A 23,403-nucleotide genomic window follows, 5' to 3' on the forward strand; every position below is an offset into this window, starting at 1 on the left:
ACAGTAAGGCGTGACCACGTGAAAATAAAAATCCTGTGCGCCACGGTGATCTCCCTGGTGATTCGGCAAGCCGTGGCTGCTGAAAGCGAGCTGCAATTTAACCCCGCGTTCCTCAACGGCGAGAGCGCAAACAGCGCCGATCTCGCCTGGGTCAACGCCGGGAGCGCGTTGCCGCCGGGTGATTACAACCTCAACGTGTATATCAATACGAATTATGCGTTCACGGGTAACGTCACGTTCCGCCTTGCTGAAGACAGCACGGGTGAAGCGCTGCCCTGCCTCACGCCTGAACAATTCGACGCGCTGGGCATCGATAGCCATCAGGCGAAGGGCGGAGCGCTGCCGCTGGCGCAGCGCTGCATCTTCTTAACGAAGGCGTTTGCGGATACGCAGTTTGACCTGGACCAGAAGACGCTCACCCTGAGCTTCACCGTACCGCAAAGTGCGATGCGAAATTTGCCGCGCGGGTACGTCAGCCCGGAAAGCTGGGAGGCGGGCATTCCTGCCGCGTGGCTGAATTACGTGGTCAACGGTTCGAACAATGAGTATCGCGGCGAGACGCGCACGCGGGAGCAGCAGCTGTTTGCAAGCCTCAACAGCGGCGTCAACCTGGGCGCGTGGCGGCTGCGTGATTTCACCACGTGGACCAAAGACAGCAATGAACTTACCCACGTGCAGACCTGGCTGCAGCGCGATATTCACGCCCTGCGCGCGCAGGTGTATGCCGGGGAAACGTACACCTCGGCGCAGGTGTTCGACTCCGTGGGCCTGCGCGGTATCGCCCTGAAAACCGATGACAACATGCTGCCCGCCAGCCTCAGCGGCTATGCGCCGGAAGTTCGCGGCATCGCGCGCAGCAACGCCACGGTCACGGTTCGCCAGAACGGCAACATCATCTATCAAACCTCCGTCCCACCGGGGGCGTTTGTGCTGAAAGATCTCTACCCGACCTCCTCGGGAGGCGATCTGGCGGTCACCATTCAGGAGAACGACGGCAGCAAAACGCAATACACGCTTCCCTTTGCCAGCGTGCCGAACCTGGTGCGTAACGGACAGGTGAAATATGCCCTCGGCGCCGGGAAATACCGTCCGACGGGCAATCAGGATGCGCCCTCTTTCGCGCAGGGCGAGCTGTTCTACGGCTGGCGATACGGCCTGACGTTTTATGGCGGGGCGCAGTTTGCCGATCGCTATAACGGCCTGGCCCTCGGGTTTGGGCAAAACCTCGGCCGCTTTGGCGCCTACTCCATCGACCTGACCCACGCCCGCAGCCAGCTGGCGGACGATCGGCACTATACCGGTGATTCGGTGCGCCTGCGCTACAGCAAGCTGCTGAACGACATTGGCACGCGGGTGAACTTCTTCTCGCTGCGCTACTCCACGAAAGGGTTTTATACCCTCAGCGACACGACGTACAAAGGGATGTCGGGCGGATCGCCAAAGCAGACGGTGGAAGACGATGGCACCGTCACCACCCATTACGACAACGTGTACAACCTGCGCATGTCGCGCAAGGCAAAAAACCAGCTGCTGCTGTCGCAGCCGATGGGACAATACGGCTCGCTGTCATTGTCGTGGGATCAGCAGACCTACTGGAACACGTCAAATACCACGCAAAGCCTGCAGTTTGCGTGGAACGCCACGTTTCGCAACGTGTCGCTTGGCGTCAGCGTCCAGCGAAGCTCGAGCCTGTATGACGACAAGAAAGATAACATTCTGTCGATGTCGATTTCGGTCCCGCTGGGCAACCCGACGCTGTCGACCCGCGCGCGCTTTACCACGACCCATGCGGACTCCACCGGCACAACCACCAGCACGGGCGTGAGCGGCTACCTGCCGGGTGAGGAGAATCTGTTCTATAGCGTCAACCAGCGCTACAGCTCCCGACAGCACTACGGCGGCGATGCCACCCTGCAATACGAAGGCGCGTGGGGAGACTACAACCTGGGCTACAGCTACGCCAGCGACTCCCGCAACCTCAGCTATGGCATCAGCGGCGGCGCGGTAGTGCATGAAGATGGCCTGACGCTGAGCCAGCCGCTCGGGAACACCAACATTCTGGTAAAAGCCCCGGGGGCCAGCAATGTCGCCGTGCTTAACCATAAGGGCATCAAAACGGACGGCCGTGGCTACGCGGTGATCCCGTACGCCACGCCGTACCGCGTTAACCAGGTCGCGCTGGACGTGACGACCGCCGGCAGCGACGTGGAGCTGGAAAACGCCATCGCCAACAAAACGCCTACCGACGGCGCCCTGGTTCGCGCCACCTTCATCACGCACCAGGGGGCAAAAGCGATGTTTATCGTGCGTCACGGCAACGACGTGCTCCCCTTCGGCACGCTGGTCTCGCTCGATGATGACAAAACCAGCGGCATCGTTGGCGATGGCGGCAGCCTGTATCTTTCCGGTTTGTCAGAAAAGGGCACGCTGAACGCCGTGTGGGGCCGCGGCAGCCGCCAGCGCTGCGCTATTACCTATGCCTTAAACAAGCAGAACTATAACGCCCGCACCGGTCTTTATTCTCAGGAGGTGGTATGTCAGTAACGCTTCGGATCGGCTGCCTTGCGCTGCTGCTGGTTTTCACGCTCCCCGTTCGCGGCTACGACGTGCTGGTCTCCGTCACCGGCAATTTGATCGGCAACACCTGCGTGGTGGCGCAGGACTCCGGTGAGCAAAACGTGCCGCTGGGCACCATTGGTATTAAACAGTTCAGCCGTGCCGGGGCCGTCAGCAATATCAAAACGCCCTTCACGCTCAGGCTTGAAGCGTGCGGGCCAACCTTTGCTGGCGTAAAAATTCGCTTCAGCGGTACGCCGGATGATGCCAACCCGCAGCTGCTGAAGATTGCCGACGGTGGCGCTACCGGCGTGGCGGTGCAGATCCTCGATAAAGAGAGCGTACTCATTCCCCTGAATACAAAGACCACCGCGTACGGAACGGCGGGGGATGACAGCGTACAGATGACCTTCTACGCGCAGCTGGTTGCCACCGCTACGCCGGTGAGCGCCGGTGATGTGTCAGCCCTCGCCACCTGGACAACGGAGTATCTATGATGCGTTTAGCGTTTCTTCTCAGCGGATTACTTTTCTGCGCCAGCGTGCAGGCTCTGGACTGGAAATCGGACATTACGCTCTCCCCTCAGCCGATGACCTACAGCGGGCCAGCGGACTCCGTGGTGCCGGGCAGCATTATCGGCTCGACCTGGAGCGCCACCGCCAGCGTGCAGCAGGTGTTCTGGTGCGGGCTTATTTTTACCTGCAACAAAGGCACGCTGCAGCCCAGCAGCAGCGCCATCTCAAGCGGTGCGACGGTCACCGTCGACGGCGCGAATTACACCATTTTTGAGACCGGCGTACCGGGCGTGGGGTATATCATCGGGCTGAAGGATTTTAAAAGTACGCAATATATTCCCCTGCAAACCGGTATCACGCAAAGCTACCCGGCAGAGGGCACCAGTGGGTTTGCCCAGGATCTGGGATGGTCTGCAAAGGTCACCTTTATTAAAACCGGTGCCGCCCTGAAATCCGGCGTCTATAACATCCCGACCATCAACGCCGCGGTGCTCACCGCCTATAACAACGAGACGAAAACGGCGCAGGTGATTATCAGTCCGACCACCATCACGGTGACCGCCAGCGGGTGTACGGTCGGCAGCAAAAACGCCAGCGTGGCGCTGGGCACCATTGATATTCGCACCCTGCCCACGGTGGGAAGCACGTCGCCATCGGGGACGTTTACCGTCGGCCTGACCTGCGACGCGAACGTGGCGGTTCACGCGGTGATGACCGATCAGACCACGCCGTCGAACACCTCGTCGGTGGTGACCCTGACCGGAGACTCCACGGCGTCCGGCGTTGGGGTGCAGTTTTTCTACAACGGCAGCGGGCCGCTGACGATGGGGCCGGACAGCTCGGCCGCGGGTTCGACCGGCCAGTTCTTCATCCAGAGCACCACGGCGGCGCAGACGCTCACGTTACCGTTCCAGGCGCAGTACATCCGAACCGGCGAACTGGTCCCCGGCTCGGCCAACGCGCTGGCCAGCATTACGTTTTCCTACCAGTAGGGGCTATTGCTTCACCCACACCAGCTGGTCAACCCGGAAGCCCAGACCGCGCGCGGTGTTCAGGTAATCCTGCTTCACCGCATCCGGAATGGTTGGCGTGCGCGACAGGATCCACAGATAATCGCGGTTCGGGCCGCTGACAAGGGCGTACTGGTACTTATCGTCCAGCCTGATCACGTTATAGCCGCCGTAGAACGGGCCGAAGAAGGAGACCTTCAGCGCGGCGATGGTCGGTTCGCCTGTAAAGTACGCTTTGCCTTCGCTCTCGTTCCACTTGTTCTTCACCGGGTCGTAGCCCCGGTTGAGCACGCTGATGCCGCCGTCGCTGCGCTTGCCGTAGGTGGCGGTTACCTGCTCCAGCCCGCGTTCAAAGCGGTTTTCCAGACGGGCGACCTCGTACCATTTGCCAAGATAGCGGCTGGCGTCAAAACCGGAAATCGGCTGCACGCCCTTCGGCGGCGTGGGGGATTTACAGGCGACCAGCGTCAGCGCAATGGCAACACCGGTCACAACAGGCCATAGCTTCATGAGAATTCCTTTCATTTGCACGGTTGGACGTTAAGTGTAGTGCACCGTTTCGGCGCTTCATCCCGTTCGGGAAAATTCGTAGTATATTGAGAGTATTCCTCCACTCTGGACACGGACATGGCTTACTCCATCGGCGAATTCGCCAGACTCAGCGGCATCACCGCCACCACCCTGCGGGCGTGGCAGCGTCGCTATGGTTTACTCAAGCCACAGCGCACGGAAGGCGGCCACCGCCAGTACAGCGACGAGGACGTCCAGCAGGCGCTAAAAATTCTCGACTGGGTCAAAAAAGGCGTCCCGATCGGCCAGGTCAAACCTCTGCTGGAGCGCCCGACGCCGGGTCGGACCAACAACTGGCAAACCCTGCAGCAGAACATGCTGCAACGCCTGCAGGACGGCAAGGTCGAATCCCTGCGCCAGATGATTTACGACGCCGGACGCGAATACCCAAGGCCGGAGCTGGTCGCGAACGTGCTGCGCCCGCTGCGCAGCCAGGTTTCGGCCAACGTCGCCGCCGCCATGACCCTGCGTGCGATCCTCGACGGCATCATCATCGCCTACACCTCGTTTTGCCTCGAAGGCGATAAAAAAGCGCCGGGCGATAACATTCTGCTCAGCGGCTGGCACCTGAACGACCCGTGCGAGATCTGGCTCGAAGCCTTAACGCGCACCGGGCAGGGCCACCGAATCGACATCCTGCCGGTTCCGCCTGACGCGCTGGCACCGGAAATTTTCCCCGAGCGCAAATGGCTTCTGGTCACCAGCGGCAAACTCACCGCCGGGCGGAAAAAACAGGTGGAGCAGTGGCAGCAGCAGGTATCGCTTGAAGTGATTATCCTCTGATAATTTTCTCCTGCGGGAATCTTCACGAAAAGTTGAATATTTTCCCGCGCCGCAGATGCTAACGTTTTCCTGTGACGAATAACTCAACAGGAAAACACCATGAAAAAAACTGCCCCTCTGCTGATCCTGGCCTCGATGGCCTTTGCCCCTGCTGCCTTTAGCGCCCCTGCCGGCACGCTGAGCGTCCACATTCTCGACCAGCAAACCGGGATGCCGCCATCAGACGTGACCGTTACGCTGGAGAAACAGCAGCAGGACAAATGGACCCAGATTGCCAGCGGCAAAACCGACCACGACGGCCGCATCAAATCGCTCTATCCGCAGGATCAGGACATGCAGCCTGGCGTGTATAAAGTGACCTTCAAAACCGCAGAGTACTTCCACGGCAAAAAGCTGGACTCCTTCTTCCCGGAGATCCCGGTGCTGTTTACCGTGACCCGCACCAACGAGAAGCTGCACATCCCGCTTCTGTTGAGCCAGTACGGTTACTCGACCTACAAGGGCAGTTAAGACGCGTTGATTTTAAAGGAATAAAAAAAATAGTTCCGCTAATACTTGGACAAATTAGTCATGTTGTGTAAGTTTTAATTACATGAACGGGAGGACTACACCATGACAACGAAACCTGTGCTCGGTATTAGCGGATGTTTGACCGGATCCGCCGTTCGCTTTGACGGCGGACACAAGCGTATGGGCTTCGTCATGGATGAGCTGGCCCAGTGGGTGAATTTCAGGCCCGTCTGCCCGGAAATGGCTATCGGTCTCCCGACCCCTCGTCCGGCCATACGCCTGACGCTGACGGACAGCGGCGAAACGCAGCTCCGTTTCAGCAAGCCGCCTCATGATGACCTCACGCAGAAAATGGCCGACTTTACGGCGGACTACCTGCCAAAAATCGGCGATCTGTCGGGATTTATCGTCTGTGCAAAATCCCCAAGCTGCGGCCTGGAACGCGTGCGGCTGTATGATGAAAACGGCAACCGGGGCCGCAAGGAGGGCGTCGGGCTGTTCACCGCCGCCCTTCTTGAAACCTGGCCGTGGCTGCCCGTCGAGGAAGACGGTCGGCTGCACGACCCGGTGCTGCGGGAAAACTTTATCGAGCGGGTATTTGCCCTGCACGAGCTAAACACGCTGCGCGCTAAAGGTCTCACGCGACGTGGGCTGCTGGATTTCCACAGCCGCTATAAATTGCAGCTGCTGGCGCACCATCAGGCAGGCTACCGTGAAATCGGTCCGTTCGTTGCCTCGCTGCACGAGTGGGAAGACCTGGACGCCTTCTTCGTGGCGTACCGGGAAAAGCTGATGACCATCCTGAAAAAACCCGCCTCGCGGAAGAATCACACCAACGTGCTGATGCATATTCAGGGATATTTCCGTAACCAGCTGAACACCCGCCAGCGCGGCGAGCTGCGCGACGTGATCCTGCACTATCGCAACGGACAGTTGCCTATTCTCGCCCCGATCACGCTGCTGAAGCACTACCTGGCCGAATACCCCGACCGGTATCTGATGACGCAAAACTACTTTGATCCCTATCCTGATGATTTGGGTCTGCGTCTGGCAGTCAAGTGATCATAAAAATGCGAAGGCCCCATTGACCCGTAGAGGCCCAAAGCAGTACCCCGTTTAGACGACATCCTCACTGTCGTCTCTTTTTTGCATTTCATCTCAAAGACTGTGATTATATACAGGCTTATTCTGCAAAAGGGGCCTGCCTGTGATCAACACCCTGCACATTCAAAACTACCGATCCATCCGTGACATGTCGCTGGAGCTGGAGCAGCTCAACATCGTCTTCGGGCCGAACGGCACCGGGAAATCCAATATCTACAAGGCGATATACCTGATGCACAGCGCCGCCCAGGGGCAGTTTTCCCAGGCGCTGGCGAACGAGGGCGGCATTCTGAAAGTGTTCTGGGCAGGCAAAACCCGCAGCGACCAGCTGCGGCGGATGAATCTGGCCGTGGAAACAGAGACCTACGAATACGAGCTGCAGGTCGGGTTTGTGGAGAAGCTGCCCTATCCCTCGCAGTTTCAGCTCGATCCGGTGATCAAAGAAGAATCTCTCTGGCTGAGCGGCCAGCACCGTCGGCCTTCGTCACAGCTGATGAAGCGTAAGAACCAGGCAGTGTTTCTGAACAACGTGCATCACGAGAAAGTGACCCACAGCGGCACGCTGTACGAGAACGAATCGGTGTTCGGGCAGCTCGGCGAACCGCATCTTTACCCGGAAGTGTCGCAGATGCGCGAGTCCCTGCGTAACTGGCGCTTTTATCATGAGTTTTCTGTATCAATCGGCTCGGCGATGCGGGCTCCGCAGGTCGGTTTCCGCTCCCCGGTGCTGGCCAGCGACGGCGCAAACCTGGCGGCCGCGTTTCAGACCATCGTCGAGATCGGCGACGAGCTGCTGCTGATGCGCATCCTTGACCAGGCCTTCCCCGGCTGCGTGTTTTACAGCGACAACACCGGCGGACGTTTTCGCATGATGATGCAGCGCGAAGGTCTTAGCAGGCCGCTGGAACCGGCGGAGTTCTCCGACGGCACCCTGCGCTTTCTGTGCCTGGCGGTAGCGCTGTTAAGCCCGCGCCCACCGGCGTTTATCGCGTTGAACGAACCGGAAAACAGCCTGCACCCACAGATGCTGCCCGCGCTGGCGAGCTTAATCGCCGAGGCCAGCCGCTACTCGCAAATCTGGCTCACCAGCCACTCGCCGGAGCTGGCGAAGTTGATTGAGAAACAGCGATCGTTTTCGCTGTATCAGCTGTCAATGGTGGAGGGGGAGACGAGGGTGGAGAGGCTAGGGTAGTCTCAATGGGCACGGAGGCTGTTTTTTCGCATCTCGCTTCAGTGAAGCATGCCAATAAAGAACCCCAGATACCCGGCCCTGCTTAACCATATAAAGGGGCTGGTAAGGCCGGATCGCCGGATATTAATCAACTCTCTCATGGGGGCCAGGTCATCATTTTTGATAACGACATTTTTGCACAATAGCGACAATGCATAATCAGAAATAAAATCCCGGCGTTCCCAAAACCAAAATAACTTTCGCGACTCCCCCAAAAATGAGTGCTTAATTTTAAATAAGTTAATCCCCAGATACTGACTTAAAAGACGATAAATGAACATGCTGCGATGTTCATGTCTCGCTTACTGCCCAGCCCAAAAAAGAGCGCGTCAAAGAAAAACATCGGGGTAAAAGGTGACTGGACGCTTCTTCCCGCCACTTTATTAAAACGGAAAAAAACGACCGTTCCGACGGAAAATGCGACGGTCATTTTTTTAGCAAATTGGCGATCCATAACATTACACCGGCGAAAATACCAATACATATACTTATTTTACCTAAAAACAAAACAATATCCGATGAAAAAGACATTGGTATTCCTTTATATGCTAAGAAAAAAACCTCCCCACATGCATATAAAACGATCCCTGTCAGAAAAATCGAAACCATACTAAATGCTATAAAAAAAACCAAAGGAAGAGTGTATTTTAGTATTTTCATTTTCCATCTCCTGCTTGCTTCATTTTATACTCTGTATACTTACCTCCAAGTTCTGACGAGATACTACCACCAATGTCACCAATCGAGCTTGGGACACTGCTTGGTTTCATTTCTTTTGAAAGACCATAATCTCCTTTTACTTCAGTAAACTGTCTCAACTCGGCGTTAAACTTGGGATCCCAGCCACCTTTCCACCAGTTAGCGCCAGCATTAACTCCCCATTTAAGGCCGTTGCCAACGCCATAACCCACAAGAGAACCTGCGCCATTTACTACCGCACCAGATATTGGGTCTTTCCCTTCAAGCCAGTTTCCTAATGCACCTCCAGCCGCATTCCAGCCAATCGTTCCTGCAATACCATTCCCGGCACTGATCACGTTAACCCAGCCACCGATAACAGCTGTTGTTGGGTCTATAGTTCCATCAGACAGATAGTTGATACCGGCATTAGCACCTGCGCCTAATCCCCATAAGGCCTGAGCGCTACCTGGTAAGAGAGCTACACCACCTGTTGCAAGCGCCAACCCTACGGCATCACGCTCATTCATTGCTTTCTGACATGCTGCCCCACTCGGATTATCTGAACAGGTCGCCATATCGACGCCGTGCTGGCGAATCCACGCGGCCTGAGCCTCTTCACTACCGCCGAGTAAATTATTCTCAACACTATTCTTCCCTGCACTGGCTCCAGCCGCCGCACCAGCCGTATTTCCCCCAGCAATCCCGCCTGCTATGCCCGCTGAAACAGATGCCAGCGTACTCACGGTCTGCTTCTGCTCTTCCGTCAGCTTCGACGGGTCTGTGTCCGGATAGAACTGTCTGGCGATAGCTGTCGCAATCAGTTCGCCGGATGCGGCCCCCACAGCGCCCGCTGCGGCACTGTTTCCCTGAAGGGCTGCAGTTACGCCGCCGAGGATGGCATGGGCAATCGCTTTTGCCGCCGTGTTGTCATCAATGCCTGCATGATGGCCGATGATGTTCGCCAGCTCCGGTGCCGACGCGCCCGCCAGCGCTCCTCCGATATTGCCGCCCGCCAGTCCCTGCAGCGCTGCCGTGGCCGCCTGGATGCCGCGCTGCATATCGCTGCCGGTTCCGTACGTCACCATCACGTTTTTGTATGCCTGGGTATCTCGCAGTTTCGCCAGATAATCCTGGCGCTGTTTCTCTGTCGCGTTTGCGGGGAGTGTTGCGCCGGTTTCTTTCTGGGCCGCCTTCAGCCCGTTCAGGTCACCCTGCGTCCTGGCAATATCCGCCACCTGGCTGCCAATGTCGCTGATCATCCCAACCGCGTTCAGACGGTTCTGCTCTTTCTCCTTGTCGAAGATGGGGCTGATGCTGTCGTTAGCATGTTCGGTGTCGCGGCTCAGATCGGCCACATCCTGCTTCTGGTTTGCCTTGTCGCGGATAGTGAGGGAACCTTCTGCCACGGCGGCCTGCGTGGTGCCTTCCTTATGACCTTTATTACCCGCAGCGGAGATCATGCCACCCGGCAGGTTGCCCTGGAATTTATCCCCGAAGCTGCCGCCGCCGCTCAGGCTGATACCGGAGTGCGAGGTTTTAAAGTCCGCCTCATTGTGGATATCGCTGAAGCCCAGCGTCCCGGTATCGAGGCTGTTTTTGTCCGGCGTGGCGGTAGAGGCGATAACCGCGCCATCAAGCTGGGTGTGATGCCCCACGGTGATATCAAAGCCGCCGTCCCCGGCATACAGCCCGGTCTGTTCGGCCACCGAATCAAAGCGACTCTTCATCTTGTCCTGGCTGGCGTTGATATAGCCTGAACCGGACATAGTGCCGAAGGTGAAGCTGCCACCCGCCGCAACGCTGGTCTGCTTGCTGTCGTAGTCGCTGTTGTTCTGCTGGCTGCGCATCAGCAGGTCGTGACCAACATCTGCCACGATTTTATCGCCGTTAACCTGGGCCCCGTTGAGCACGGTGTCGTGCCCGCTTTTAAGGGTGACGTTTTTGCCGCTGTCGATCTTGGTTTCGGTCCAGTCGGTACCGTTGCCTTTATCCTTGCCGTGCGCGGCGTTAACGTTGGCAAACACGCTGATACCCGCGCCGTTGCCTCCGGCACCGATGCTCACGCCAATGCCGCCACCGCTGCTGCTGTTCTTGCCGCTGGTTTTTTGGGTATTCGCCGCGCCGGACAGCAGAATATCGTTCTGTGCATCCAGCGTGGTATCGCCCCCGGCTTTCAGCTGGCTGCCCGCAATCACGATGTCGCCGCTGTTCGCGCCTTTGTTTTTGCCGTTCGCGGTGATGGAGAGATTATTGCCTGCGTTCAGCGTGCTGCCTGCCACCGCATCACTCTCAGCATGCTGCTGTGATTTCGACTTCTGGGTCGTCAGCGAGAGGCTCACACCCATTGCGTTCGGGTCGCCGGTGGTTGCCGCCATATCCGCTGCCTGCCCGGCCTGCACGCCGGAGAGCACCGTTTTGGTGGCCTGAAGGGCTTTCAGACGGCCATCACTTTGCTCTTTGGTCTCCTGCGCCGCGCTCACGGCATTGTTAATAGCGCTACCGACGGTGCCGGAGAGCGCCACGGTGAGCCCGCTTTTCTTCTGCTCGAAGGTTTCATCCCGGGTGCGCTTGTCGTGCCCCGGCTCGATGATGACGCTGTCGCCGCTGAGGCTTAAATCCTTCCCGGCGATCAGATCCGCCCCGCCGATGTGGGCCTGGTTTCCGGCAGAAATCGCGACGCTCCCCCCCGTCGAGCCCACCGTACTGAGGCTCTGGCTCTGGGTGGTACCCTTCTCACGGAGATCGTGCGTGCTTTTGCTGCTGCCGATGGTGAAGCCAATCCCGCCCGAGCCCATCAGGCCGGATTTTTTCTCTTCCTTAAAGCGCCAGGAGGTGTCGCTGTTCGTGGCCGCCACGATATCGACGTTGTTGCCCGCCTTAAGCTGCACGTCGCCATCGCCCGCCACGGCGGAGCCGAACACCCGCAGGTTATTGCCCGCCACCACCAGCACGTTATCGCCGCTCAGCAATGAGCCGGATTCACGCGTCGCGCTGTCCTCCTCGATGGTGTGGGTGGTTTTCTTGCTGAGGAAACCTTTTTTGGTTTTGGTCTGCTCTTTGTAGTGATAATCGCTTTCGGTTGCGGTATTGAGGCTGACGTCGCGGCCTGCCGCCACGCCGATATCGCCCTTCGCCGTCACCTGCGCGGCTTCGGTGGTGACATCGCGTCCGGCGAGAATTTGAGTATTCTCCCCGCTGGCGATCTCGGTTCCCTGCTGACGCACGGACTGGTTGATCTCGACTTTTTTCTTCGCGCTGTATTTATCGCTGGTTGTGGACTCTGCCGCCAGCAGATCGATATCCCGACCGGCCTGTAGCCCCACGCGCTCCTGTGCGGCAAGCGCCGCGGCGTTACTGCGCAGATCGCGGCCTGCTGCAAGCGTCAGATCGTCGCCAGCGCTAATGACCGTACGCGTATTATCCGTCTTCAGGGAATCCGTTTTCGCGGTCTGGCTGTGGCGGCTATTCTGCGCCACGTCCAGCACCAGATCGTTACCCGCCCAAAGCGCAGCGCTGCCACCAGCCGTCAGATTACTGCCCGTAACGTTCAGATCGCGACCTGCCTGCAGGCCAAGGTTGCCCCCGCTGGTGATCGTACTGCCCTGGTTAGTGACGGTCTCATTGAGATTGCGGCCATAACGGTCACGCGTCACCAGTTGATTCCCTGTAACAGAGATATCATCCAGCGCTTTTAGCAACATATCGCCGCCGGCGCTGAGGCTAGCGCCGGTATTGATGATATCTTTCCCAGCGCTCAGGGTCAGGCTGTCCGTCGCTTTGATGGAAGCAAGAGCGCCCAGGTCGGTTTGCGTCAGCGAAACGGCCTGGCTGTTCCATCCGTTCGTGGTGCCCGAGATATTCCATTGGTTGGTCAGCGTCTGGTTAATAATGCTGCCCCCCACGCTCTCAAGGCTAACCGTCTGCCCGCTGATGGTGGAACCCACGTTATTGATATTGCCCAGGGCGCTAAGTTGCAGGCTTCCGCTGGAACCGATCAGGCCGCCATTGATGTTATTGATTGTGCTCTGGCTGCTGGCAGCCAGCAGGCTTTTACCCTGCAGCGTACTGCCGTCATTCGTGATGCTGCCAGCATTAAGGATCACCTGATTTCCGGCGATTATGCTCCCTTTGTTAAACGCCACGTCCTTCGCCGACAGGTACAGCCTTGGCACGAGGACATTTTGCCCCTCAATTACCGTGTTTTCCCACCACAGGATACTGGAATCCAGCGATGCAACCTGCTCTTCCGACAGGCTAACGCCGAGCTGTAACCCCAGCTTATCCCGGGCCTGAGCGGCGCGATCGATCAGATACTGCATCTGCTCAAGGTCCGAGCCCACGCCGTTAACGTAGCGGCTACCGGTCTCGTTCAGGATCTGATTGCTGACGTAGCGGGTGTCAAAGGCTGCATCGCCCAGGAAACGGTAATCATATTCCGGACGCAGATTCAGACGCGCCAGGAAATAATCCGAACCCAGGAACTGCGTGGTATCGGTATAGGTTGTACGGGTTTCCTGCGGCGCCGAAGGCGGTGTTGTCCCGGCCAGCTTGTACAAATCATTAAACAGGCTGCTATCCAGCTGCCCTAAACCCGCCAGTTTCGGGTTGGTAACAATGAGATATGGGCTTTTCGGATCGCGGTTTGCCACAAAATACCCGTTATTGTTGGCCGGTAGCGGATAGTCGCTCAGCTTAATCGGCGAACCATTGCTGGTCAGCGCTGGGGCAACTGACGAGATATCGGTAAGCGAAATAGGACGGTAGCTATAACCCGGTGGCGGAGGCGTTTTCCCGCCGCTGGAAAGAGAAATGATCTGAGCTGTTACCGCAGCGATTTCACCGATCTTATCGCGGGAAGCCAGCGCGGACGTCCCGCTTGTCCCCGTCTGCTGCTGCCCCGCCAGCGCCACGGCATCGCTGGCAATAGTCGTATGCTTGCCACCCGCGCTGCCGGTAACCACCAGGGCTGCACCGCTCCCGGTTAAATCAACCGGCGTACCGTTCGCACTGTTCTGGGTGGTTAAGCCTGTAGCCTGCAGGTGAACGTCAGCCAGCTTGCCGCCAGCCTGGCCAAAATCGCCGATACTCTGGGGACGATTATCAATTGATGCCAGACCGTTATTACCGGCATTGCGACTGGTGAGCGCTTCCGCATTGCCTATGCCACTTCCGCCGCCGGGCAGGTTAATGGTCGCCTGTGGTGCAGCAACGCTTTGGCTGGTTGCCGCGCCGAGCCCGGTGGCCTTAGCCCCAGACGCAACGGTCGGGCCGCCAGACAGGTTCAGCCCAGGGGCGCTGAGGCCAGGCTTAACGCCCGGGGCGTTCGCCGTGGTGGAAGTATTGCTGATGTTGTTGCTGAAGCTGGCGACTACCGCGCCACCGGCCTGGATAACGGCGCGATAAACGTCTCCGCTGGCCCCTTCAGTGGTCACACTGTCAAGAACATAGCTAATAGACTTTGATACCAGCTTGTCATAGCTTCGCGTGGTCTCATCAGGTCTCCGGGCATATTTATCGCCTACCCCATAGCGATAAACGTTATAAACCGTCGACGTGCCGTTTAGCCATGACTGGTTATTTAAGGTACTTCCTGAAAGCTGAATATTTCTGTTCGCCAGAATCGACGACGCCATATTTTCAACGTTATCAGACCGGGCGATGATGTCTCGGCCGGACGCAATGCGGGACTGCTGCCCCTTCGCACTCACGGAAACCGAAACGGTTTTAACGGCAACTTTTTGAACATCCGCATCTTCATAAGGCGCATAGTTGCCAAGCATTTGGTACCAGTCGTCACCGTGGCCGTGATAACGATGTCCTTCCGTCACATACATACCGTACTTGCCGGTACCGGAAGAGGAAATCCAGTCCACAGGAATATCTGCCGTTCCCCCCTTAACCCAGGACGGCGCGATATTCGTTTCGCTCTGGACTGCATTGAGCCCATCCCGCTCGTTTACTAAATGCCCGGTCAGAATCGAAATGTCGCCACGCTGGGTTTCAATACTGCCTGAAGTATTCACAACTTCCGCGTTAGCGTTACCCGCGCTGTCGCGCTGCATCCACAGGCTGTTGCCGGCCAGAATATCGCCGCGCGCGTTATGTATACTGTTCGCCAGCAGGCTCATATTATTGCCCGCGTACAGCAGGGCGCTATTCAGCAGCGTGCTTCCGGCGCTGGCGATCAGATCGCCTGCGGTTCCGACAAACCCTGCGTTATTAATACCGTTCAGGCTGCTCAGGCGCAGCGTACCGCCCGCCTCGACACTGCCTGTACCATTCAGGTTTAGCTGCCCTGCGCTGAGCTGGCTTTCGCCATAGCCCGCCCGCAGCTGACCATTATTATTCAGCGTACCCGCAGCAGAAAGCTGTATCCCCTTGCCCTGCATCAGGCCATTAGTCGTGATATCGCCCTGGCTGGAGACGGACAACGTATTCCCCGCGGCCAGCGTAGTCAGCTGATTATAGGAAGCCTTGCTCGCGAGGGAGAGATCCCCCAGCGACACAATCTGCCCCTGCAGGCTGGTATTACCGGCGTTAATCGCCAGGTTACCCTGGCTCAGCATCCGGGCAGCGGCAGCGTTATTGACCTGCGAGGCAGTGATCCCCAGATTCTGGGTGGCATACACCGTACCGTTATTATCGAGCTGGCCTGGATTAACCGTCAGGTTCGCGCCCTGCAGCATGCCGTTGTTTACAATATAATTCCCACCCAGCGTTCCCTGCTGCTGTGCCAGCACCGTACCGCTGTTATTCAGCAAACCCGCGTTGAGCCACAAGGCAAAACCTTGCACCCAGCCGCTGTTGGTCAACCCCGGCGCGTTTAGCGTCAGCGTTGCGCCACTGAGTAACTGCCCCTGATTACTGCCGCGATCGCGCAGATCGAACTGCGTATTACCGTTTCCCTGTAACGTACCGTCATTATTCAGCGTCTGTGCGCCCAGCTGAAAAGTGCCCTGACTCAGCATCACGGCATTGCGTCCGTTCTCGACGTTACCGCGCAGCGTGGCGTTGAGCGCGGTATTTGCCTCCATGCGGCCCTGGTTATTCAGGCTACCGGCATTCAGCGTCAGGGTGTTCCCCTGGATATGACCGAGGTTGGTCAGAATATTGGCCCCCATGCTGAGCAGACCGTTGCTTAACAGCTTCGCACCCGACTGTTGGTCAAGATCGCCGCTGAGCGTGACGCCAAGGCCTTCAGCACCGCTGATGCTACCGCTGTTACTGAGCGAACCGCCCGACAGCGACATCTTCTTCGCCAGCATTTGTCCCTGATTCTTCAGCGTTGGCGCTCCGAGCGTGGCCGTCCCGTTCGCCACCATTGAGCCCGTATTGACCAGGGAAGAGGTCAGCGCGAGCTCCATATTTCCCGCGCTTTGCAGCGTGCCGTTGTTTTGTAACTGCCGGGCGTTAACATTCAGGTATTGCGACTGCCACAGACCATCGTTCGTGATGCTCTGCCCACCCGCCAGCAGCGTTCCCTGCGTTTTCATTGATGCGCCGGCCCGATTGGTCAGCACCTGAAGAGGTTGAAGCGTAAGGGCGTTCAGACCAATCACGGAACCGGCGTTATCGACCGTGCCACTATTTACCGTCAGGGTCTTGCCCTGAATGCTGCCGCCGTTTGACAGGCTGCCGCCGTCCAGTATCAGGTCACCGTCAACCAGCAGCGAGCTCTGGTTATTCAGTGCCCCCGCAGTGACGCGCGTATTCCCCTGGCCAAGCAGACGCCCCGTGTTGGTCAGCTGGTTATCAACCTGAGCGGTCAGTCCGTCGGTACCGAGCGCGCTGCCGCTGTTGTTCCAGCCACTCGCGTTCACGCCCAGCCGTTGCCCCTGCATTACCCCACCATTCGCGAGCTGACCAGCCTTAAGCGTCAGCTGTCCGCCGGTAAGCAGTTTCCCACCCGTCAGGTTGTTCAGCGTCGGTGCGGTAATCGACAACCCACCGTCGCCCTGAAGCACGCCGCGGTTATTCAGGATATTGACCGCCAGCGTGGCATTACTCGCCGCCAGCTGACCTGCGTTATCCAGCCGTGCGGCCGTCAGGGTCAAGCCCTGCTGAGCGAGCAGTCGTCCACTCTGTTGGTTCGTCAGCTGGTTGCCGATGTTCAGGCCCAGATCGCGCGCCTGCACGATGCCCTGGTTGTCGAGATTATCGAGGTTAAGCGTAAGCCCCTGCTGTGAAAGCAGCAGCCCCTGGTTGGTCAGCTGCGGCAGAGTGAGCGTCAGCGCCCCGCCGGTAATAATTTGCCCGCCGGTCTTGTTGTTAAGCACAAGGGTTGATGGCGTGAGGGAGTTCAGCGCCAGCGCGCTGTTGCCCTGCAGCAAGCCGACGTTGGTCAGCAGGTTGGTGATGATATTCACCGAATCTCCCGCTAGCGTGCCCTGGTTATTAAGGCTGGCCGCGTTCAGGGTCAGATCTTTTTGTGCCACCAGGCGTGCATTGCCGCGGTTCACGACGTCGCCGGAGAAACTTAGCCCCACGCGACTGCCTTGTAACGTTCCCTGGTTATCCAGGGTGGATCCGGAAAGGACCAGCGCCTCTTTGACAGACATCAGCCCCAGATTGACCATCTGCGGGATGGAGAGATTCAGCGAGCTGCCGCTAATAATTTGCCCATTCACCAGATTGTTGAGCCGCGGCGTGTGCAGCCCCAGCGCGCTGTCTCCCTGCAGGATGCCGTTGTTGTCGATCTGGCCGCTAGTGAGATCAACACTCTTTGCGGCAAGCACGCCGTTATTCGTCAGGCTGGCGCTTTGGCTGCTAAGCTCACGAGCCGCCAGCAGCTTGCCCCCGCTCTGGTTATTCAGCTGTTGCGCGACGTTAAGATTTAACGCTCCGGCAGACAATGTGCCCAGGTTGTCAAAGCTGCCGGTCGTCAGCGTCATGTCCTGACTCGCCTGAACGAGCCCGCCGTTGGTAAACTGCGGTAGATCGAGATTGAGTGAACCACCGGACAGGATTTGTCCACCGGTAAGGTTATCCAGAGCCCGGGTAGTGAACGTCAACGCAGCGCTGCCCTGCAATACACCGCTGTTGCTGATGCTGTCCGATTGCAGGTTAAGCCTGCCCGCCGCCAGCTGCCCGCTGTTTTCGAAAGCGCCAGCGCGAATATCAAACCCGGCCTGGCTGAGTAACGTTCCGCTGTTTGCCAGCATGCCGCTGACGTTCAGGCTAGCGCCTTGCTGGCCAAGCAGCGTCCCCTCGTTATTCCAGCTTCCGGCCTTAACGTTCAGCGTCTGGCCCTGTAGCGTGCCGGCGTTATCACCCTTATCACCGGCAAGCGTCAAATCACCGCCGCTTAACAGCTGTCCGCCAATCAGGTTATTAATCACTCTGGCAGCAGGCGTCTGAACGGCGTCATCACTCCTCAGTCCTGAGGTCTGTGCCGCTTGTCCCAGGATCGCCAGCCCGTTGTTACCCTGCACCAGACCGCTATTATTCAGGATCCCGACAGCCAGGCGCGCATTATCTGCCGCCAGCGTGCCGCTGTTAGTTAACGTATTGCCGTCAAAAGCCAGCGCCTGGGTTGCAAGCACTTTGCCCGTGTCCCGGTTGGTCAGCGCGTTTTTTACCGCGAGGGTCAGCGTGTCGCCCTGAATCACACCGCTGTTAGTCAGGGTTGCGCTCGTAAGATTTAGCGCCTGTTTGGCCAGAAGCGTACCGCCGTTGCTGAACGCGTCCGCCACGAGATCCAGGGCACCATTGCTTTGCAGCGTCCCGGTATTATTGAGCTCTCCGGTTCTCACGCTCAGCGCGTTCGCCGCCAGAATACCGCTATTATCGAGATGATTGGCGGCAATCTGCAGCTTGCCCTGGCTCAGCATTTGCCCGGTGACGATCGCGGTATGATCCACATTCAGCGTCAGATCGCCTTTGCCTGTCAGCGAACCCGCATTGTTGAAATCCGCGCCGTGCAGAAGGATGTTCTGCCCCTGCATCAGGCCATTGTTATTCAGCTGCTGGCCGGTGATATCCAGCAGCCCACCGCTTACTATCTTGCCAGCTAGATCGTTATCGAGGCCGGAAACGGCAAGTTTAAGACCGGTATCCCCCTGCAGCAGGCCGCTATTTTGCCCCTGGCCAGACGTAATAATGACGTTGTTGCCGATAAGCTGCCCGTCGTTACGCCAGCTTCCGGCGTTAAGCGTCAGCAGGTCGTCGGCAAACAGACGTCCCTCAGGCAGGTTGTTTAGCTGACCGGAAAGATTCAGCTGCACATTCAGCGCTTCCAGACCACCGCGGTTATCAAGAGAAGTCCCTTCCAGGTGCAGGTTTTTCCCCGATGAAATCAGCCCGTCATTGACCAGCGCAGGTGCCGTAAGCGCTATATCATCGCCAGCCACCAGCGAACCGCTCTTCTGGTTGGACAATGAGGCGGCGGCGAAGCTGAGCTTGCCGTCGGCCTGAATTAATCCGCTGTTTTTTGCCGTTGCCGCCGCGCTGTCGACGTCAATAGTCGCGGCAGCAACGACGCCGGTATTAGCAAATGCCCCGCTTTTCAGGCTGAGGGAATTCTGGCTGATAAGGCGCCCGTCGTTGTTGAAGGCCCCGGAGAACAAAATATTCAGCGCCTCGCGGCCCAGCATTTGTCCGCGGTTAACGCCGCCAGACTGTCCGCCCGTAAGCGTCAGGTTTTTCCCCTGAACCCGACCAGCATTCTCCAGGCGGGCAACGTTAAGCCCGACATCGCCATCGCTCAGCAATTGGCCGCTGGCGATGTTGTTCAACTGGCTGCTCTGCAGGCCGAGGGACTGGTTTCCCTGAATCAGCCCGCTATTTGTTAAGCTGCTCACCGCAAGACGCGCGTTACTGCTGATAAGCTTCCCGGCGTTATCGCCGCTGGCGGCGTCAATCGAGAGGGTATCGTCTGCCAGCAGTACGCCACTGGTCTGGTTATTCAACGTCTGTACCGACGTTAACGCCAGATTGCCCGCTTCAATATTGCCGCCATTCGTTAGCGTCAGCGCATCGATAGCCAGCCCCTGACTGACCGAAATCAGTCCAGCGTTGACCAGCCGATCAACATGTAAACTGCCTCCGCTGCCGCTAATTTCTGCGCCCGCAGTATTATTCAATTCCCCGGCGGTGAGCGACAGGCCGTTGATAGCAAGCACCTGGCCGCTGTTATCCAGCCGCCCCGCACCAACCTGAACCGTATCCCCCTGCAGGCGACCGGCGTTTTTTCCCAGCACGGTATTCAGGGTAAGCGCACCGCCGCTCAGGAGTTGACCACCTGAAAGGTTATCCAGCGCCTGGCTGCTGACGGAAAGTCCCTGGTTTCCCTGCAGTAACCCTGCATTCGACAGAGTATCGGCGATTATCGTGCCTGAGCGGCTAATCAGTTGCCCCCGGTTGGTGAACACAGGCGTCGACAGATGAAGCGTATCATCTGCAAGCAGCACACCTTTCGCCTGGTTATTCAGCTGCTGGCGCAGCGTCAGCTGTAAATCCTTTGCCTCGATGTTCCCGGCGTTGTCGAGCGTCGCGGCCTCGATAGCCAGCCCCTGGGTGACCGAAATCAAACCAGCATTAACCAGGTCAGGAATGGCAAGCCTGAGCCCGCTGCCGCTGATAATGCTGCCCTGCTTCTGGTTATGGAGTGAGGAGGCGGTAAAACCAAACAGCTGGTCACCCTGAAGCAAACCGTTATTGGTCATCTGCTGGGTGTTGATATTCAACTCAGGCGCTGCGATCTGCCCCTGGTTATCCAGCTGCTCGCTCGTAAGACTCAATTTGCCTTTGCTGAGCAAATTACCGCTATTGGTGAGGCTTTCAGTTCCGCTGAGGCTAAGCGCAGATAATCCCAGCATCTGGCCACTGTTATCCGCCCTTCTGGTATTCAGACCAATAGTCTCGCCCTGCACCTTACCGGCGTTGCTGAATCGCTGGGTCTCATTGAACGTAAGCGTACCGCCGCTGACGACTTCACCTTCGGGGGCATTGTTAAACTGCTCACCGTCAGCAATAAGCGCCGCGCTCCCCTGCAGCAAACCCTTATTGACGATTGTCTTTGCGTTCAGCGTCGCGCTTTCCGACATCAGTCGTCCGTCATTATTGAGCTGCGGCGTCACGAGATTTAGGCTGCGCTGGGCCAGAACGATCCCCTCAGCCAGGTTATTCAGCTTTTCGCGCAGCGTCAGTAGCAGATCCTGAGCTTCAATCCGCCCGTTGTTATCCAGCGTTAAGGCATCAAGGGCTACGCCTTGCTGAGCGGAGATCGCGCCAGAATTAACCAGCTGCTGTACGGTAATGGACAGGCCGCTGCCTGCCTGAAGAGTGCCGGAAAGCCGGTTGGCCAGCGCACCGACATTCAGATCCAGCGCCCCGCCGCTTTGCAACCAGCCGTCGTTATTCACGCTGTTGCCGTTAATACTCAGATTACCTGCCGTGACGCCGCCGAAATTAGCAAACTGCCCGGCGTTCACGCTGCCGGTCTGCTGGCTGACAAGCCGCCCGTCGGCGAGGTTAGTAAACGTATCGCGGACATTGACCGACAGATTGTCCAGCCCCGAAGCCTGCCCCTCGTTGCTCCACTCCCCGGCGTCAATCGTCAGCGTTTTGCCCTGAACGCTGCCCACGTTATCAAACTCCGGGCTGGTCAGCGCCAGCGACGCTTCCGCCAGCAGTACGCCGCCTTTCTGATTACTTAATTTCTGACCCGCGTTTAGCACCATTGAATGGGCTTCAAGATTGCCGCTGTTCGTCAGCATCAGGCTTTCAATGGTTAGCCCCTGCTTCACCGAAATTAGCCCGGCATTCACCAGCTGTGGGATATTCAGCGTCAGCCCGCTGCCGCTGATGATTTTACCCCCGCTCTGGTTAGCCAGCCTTGCGGAAGCGAGCTGCAACGTTTGTCCACCCTGCAGCAGGCCGCTATTGTCGAGGCTATTCGCGTTCAGGTTCAGAGCGGATGAGGCCACTCTTCCGGCGTTATTCAGCACCGGTGCGGTCAGATCGAGCGTATTTTCGGCGAGCACGCTGCCGGAGGCCGTGTTGGTAAACGCGTTATTCAGCGTCAGCGCCAGCGTTCTTGCAGCCAGCTGGCCGTCGTTGGTTAAGGTATTTCCCGTCAGCGTGAGTCCGTTGCGGGCCGTCATTTTGCCGCTCGCGTGGTTATCCGTATGCCCGGTAATGGCAAGCGTTAAGGCATCGCTATCCAGCGAACCGCTGTTGATCAACTGGCTGGCATTAAGCTGCAGCGCTTTCTGCGCCAGCAGCGCCCCTCCGGCCTGCTGAACAATGGTTTCGGCGCTCAGCGCCATGGCATTATCCGCCTGCAGAGAGCCGCTGGTGTCAATCTGGTTAGCCTGCAGAGAAACGTTGCTGCCGCGGCTCGTACCGCGATGCGTTAAGCTGCCGGTAGCGAGCGTCAGGTTGCCTTTTGCAGCCTGGACACCGTCCAGCCCGGCGGCGCTATGCGCCTGCAACAGCATATCGCCCTGCGACTGAAGCTGCCCGCTCGCCAGCGTCGTGAGCCGGTCGCCGCTGAAGGACAGGCCGCCCTGGGCCAGAACCTCCCCGGCGATCTGCGCATCACCCGCATTGAGCTGCAGGCTGCCCCCGCTGGTCAGCGTGCTCCCCTTAACAGCGCTGAATTGGCGGCTGGTGAGCACGAGATTCTGTTTCCCACTGACCAGCCCGTTGTTTATAACGCTGTCAGACTGCAGTCCGGGCCTGCCGGTGGATAACAATTGCCCGTTTTGCCCGATATTCAGCGCGCCGGTACCGCTAAAGCTCAGATCGCTATCACTGCTGAGCATGCCGTCAATCCAGGCATCCCCCGTTGAGATCCCCAGCACGCCGCCGGCCAGTAGCTGACCGGTATGGTTAAACGAGCCCAGTTCGAGCCGGGTATTTTTCTGCGCCTGTACCGCACCGCTATTGGTAAAACTTCCCGTCCTGACGTTCAGATCGCCGTTCGCGGTCATTTTCCCGCTGTTAGCGAGCTGGCCTGCGGAAAGGGAGATACCGCTGCCTGCCGTCATCTTACCCGCATGGTTTGCAGCCCCTGCAACGTTAGCCTGAATGGCGCCAGCCGCATTAACCTCACTCGTGGTATCTGCGGTAAGCGAACCAGAGTTCAGGCTGATGTTTTTACCCGCCGTTAACGTACCGTTAGCGACGCTCAGCTTTCCATTACCGGCAAGCGTAATTTCCCCGTCGCTAAGCAGTTTGCCGTTCGTTACCGCCACGTCTGAACGGCTGTTGATCAGCATCGATCCCGTACTTTTATGATCGCCGCTGAGCACAACGCTATCCGCCTTTGCCGTCAGGCTACCGCTTGCAAGGCTGTTATTCACCATCAGCTTACCGTTGGCATCCAGCTGAATATCGCCCTGGCGCGCGGTGAGGTTGCCGAGGTTCACCCCCACGCCCGCCTCGCTGGAGACCAGGCGGATACGGTTGGCATACATTCCGCCGAGCGCGCCGGTATCCA

The 23,403-nt window shown here is 58.1% G+C and carries 9 protein-coding genes and 2 pseudogenes; 7 read left to right on the forward strand and 4 right to left on the reverse strand.

Features of this window, described 5'->3' with window-relative positions; all coding sequences use genetic code 11:
• The first annotated feature begins 18 nt into the window (after positions 1 to 18).
• The 3 genes from ACZ6J2_RS19010 to ACZ6J2_RS19020 are packed head-to-tail and all read left to right on the forward strand — an operon-like array spanning position 19 to position 4,063.
• Entirely contained in the window at positions 19 to 2,544 is a 2,526-nt protein-coding gene (locus ACZ6J2_RS19010; protein WP_471726431.1) for a fimbria/pilus outer membrane usher protein, read from the forward strand.
• Entirely contained in the window at positions 2,535 to 3,053 is a 519-nt protein-coding gene (locus ACZ6J2_RS19015; protein WP_039263502.1) for a fimbrial protein, read from the forward strand. Before ACZ6J2_RS19010 ends, ACZ6J2_RS19015 begins: the two co-directional genes overlap by 10 nt.
• Entirely contained in the window at positions 3,053 to 4,063 is a 1,011-nt protein-coding gene (locus ACZ6J2_RS19020) for a fimbrial protein (protein WP_471726440.1), read from the forward strand. Before ACZ6J2_RS19015 ends, ACZ6J2_RS19020 begins: the two co-directional genes overlap by 1 nt.
• A 3-nt stretch (positions 4,064 to 4,066) precedes the next feature.
• On the opposite strand, the gene ACZ6J2_RS19025 is transcribed toward ACZ6J2_RS19020, so the two are convergent.
• Positions 4,067 to 4,591 carry a lipocalin family protein gene (locus ACZ6J2_RS19025; RefSeq protein ID WP_471726432.1) on the reverse strand — a complete coding sequence of 175 codons (525 nt, stop codon included), beginning with the start codon at positions 4,589 to 4,591 and terminating at the stop codon, positions 4,067 to 4,069.
• Positions 4,592 to 4,708: 117 nt separating this feature from the next.
• Here ACZ6J2_RS19025 and ACZ6J2_RS19030 point away from each other — a divergent pair, with 117 nt between their 5' ends.
• The 4 genes from ACZ6J2_RS19030 (at position 4,709) to ACZ6J2_RS19045 (ending at position 8,240) form a co-directional block, all read left to right on the forward strand.
• Positions 4,709 to 5,434: a MerR family transcriptional regulator gene (locus ACZ6J2_RS19030; RefSeq protein ID WP_029740778.1), complete on the forward strand. Its 726-nt coding sequence runs from the start codon at positions 4,709 to 4,711 to the stop codon at positions 5,432 to 5,434.
• A 99-nt stretch (positions 5,435 to 5,533) separates the two neighbouring features.
• Positions 5,534 to 5,944 carry a hydroxyisourate hydrolase gene (gene uraH, locus ACZ6J2_RS19035; RefSeq protein ID WP_471726433.1) on the forward strand — a complete coding sequence of 137 codons (411 nt, stop codon included), beginning with the start codon at positions 5,534 to 5,536 and terminating at the stop codon, positions 5,942 to 5,944.
• A gap of 102 nt (positions 5,945 to 6,046) precedes the next feature.
• Positions 6,047 to 7,006 (forward strand): YbgA family protein, encoded by a 960-nt coding sequence (locus ACZ6J2_RS19040; RefSeq protein ID WP_409245707.1) that lies wholly within the window; start codon positions 6,047 to 6,049, stop codon positions 7,004 to 7,006.
• 145 nt (positions 7,007 to 7,151) lie between these two features.
• Positions 7,152 to 8,240: an AAA family ATPase gene (locus ACZ6J2_RS19045; RefSeq protein ID WP_471726434.1), complete on the forward strand. Its 1,089-nt coding sequence runs from the start codon at positions 7,152 to 7,154 to the stop codon at positions 8,238 to 8,240.
• A gap of 298 nt (positions 8,241 to 8,538) precedes the next feature.
• On the opposite strand, the gene ACZ6J2_RS19050 is transcribed toward ACZ6J2_RS19045, so the two are convergent.
• From ACZ6J2_RS19050 to ACZ6J2_RS19060, 3 genes and pseudogenes are all read right to left on the reverse strand, one after another.
• Positions 8,539 to 8,733, reverse strand: a complete 195-nt coding sequence (locus tag ACZ6J2_RS19050) for a hypothetical protein (RefSeq protein ID WP_471726435.1) — start codon at positions 8,731 to 8,733, stop codon at positions 8,539 to 8,541.
• Between the two features lie 202 nt (positions 8,734 to 8,935).
• Positions 8,936 to 13,666 (reverse strand): annotated as a pseudogene (locus ACZ6J2_RS19055) (hemagglutinin repeat-containing protein); the annotation flags it as partial.
• Between the two features lie 1,917 nt (positions 13,667 to 15,583).
• A pseudogene (locus ACZ6J2_RS19060) lies at positions 15,584 to 23,380 on the reverse strand (hypothetical protein); the annotation flags it as partial.
• Positions 23,381 to 23,403 lie beyond the last annotated feature (23 nt).

Source organism: Enterobacter sp. E14S (assembly GCF_055666685.1).